The 876-nt window shown below is 44.3% G+C and carries 3 protein-coding genes; all 3 read right to left on the reverse strand.

What is annotated here, in order from left to right:
* A partial coding sequence (locus tag FS875_RS10390; RefSeq protein WP_144756306.1) for a hypothetical protein occupies nt 1-192 on the reverse strand: 192 nt, incomplete at its 3' end.
* On the reverse strand, nt 125-352 hold the full coding sequence (locus tag FS875_RS10025; RefSeq protein WP_144756309.1) for a hypothetical protein: 228 nt from the start codon (nt 350-352) through the stop codon (nt 125-127). The genes FS875_RS10390 and FS875_RS10025, both read right to left, overlap by 68 nt.
* The coding region (locus FS875_RS10030) for a lysozyme (RefSeq protein WP_144756312.1) at nt 349-876 on the reverse strand (528 nt) is incomplete at its 5' end. The genes FS875_RS10030 and FS875_RS10025, both read right to left, overlap by 4 nt.

Raw genomic sequence — 876 nt, forward strand, 5'->3', positions numbered from 1 at the left:
CCAACCACATGAGCGTGCTCCCTGTTGATTATGCTTCAATATATCTCTGGCTAGATTGGAACTGATGACCAAAACATCCCGCTTATCCAAATAAATGGGCAACCAACCAACACAAGAAACTGACCTATTTGTCCCGCAACCAACCAGACAAAGCAGCCCGAACACCACCATCACTTTTTTGATTAACTTCATTTTCTACCTCAAGACGTGTTGTTGATGCCTTTAAAGCATTCTCTACCTGCTTGTGTCGCTCGCTTTGTTTTCCTAAGTGAAAGGCTTTCGCCAAAGCTATAAAAAAAACGGCTAAAGCCGTTAACAGAAGGGAGAGGTTTCTTTGCAACCAATCAATCATAAGCGCTGTTCCTTAAAGCGCTTGGATACAATCACTATGCCTGTAAGCGCCGCTAAGACCATAATCCCTGCTAATGCCCATTGCACCGGACCATTGCCTACCAAAAGACCTCCAAAGCCTGAACAAGATCCTATAATCGGGGCAAGCGCCTCTAATTTTAAAAGACCGGTTCGAGGCTTGCTTTCCACTGTTTGATAATTCGAAGAAACATAAGAACCCTTTGCCCATAGCCCTGCTTCTGCTGCTCTACGGTTGGAGAGGCCTTGAAGACGCTTACCTCCTACCCTATTCCATTTTTGTAATTCCACCGGAACAGCTTCATAATCCCCTTGATTAAGCTTTTTCAACAATGTCGATTGACGAAACGCTTTGGTGCCTACATTATAACAAAACGACACCAATGCCGCGAATTGGCTATCCGTTAACGAAACCGTTACAGATTGCTCTACCGCCTTCTCAAATTGCTTTAAGTCTTCACAAAGGATTTCTTCTGCTTGCTCCTTGGTAATACGCATTCCCTTGTG

Source organism: Bartonella saheliensis (assembly GCF_902162175.1).

Coding starts and splice junctions, on each gene's coding strand:
- FS875_RS10025 (WP_144756309.1), bottom strand. CDS start 352: ATGATTGATTGGTTGCAAAGAAACCTCTCCCTTCTGTTAACGGCTTTA.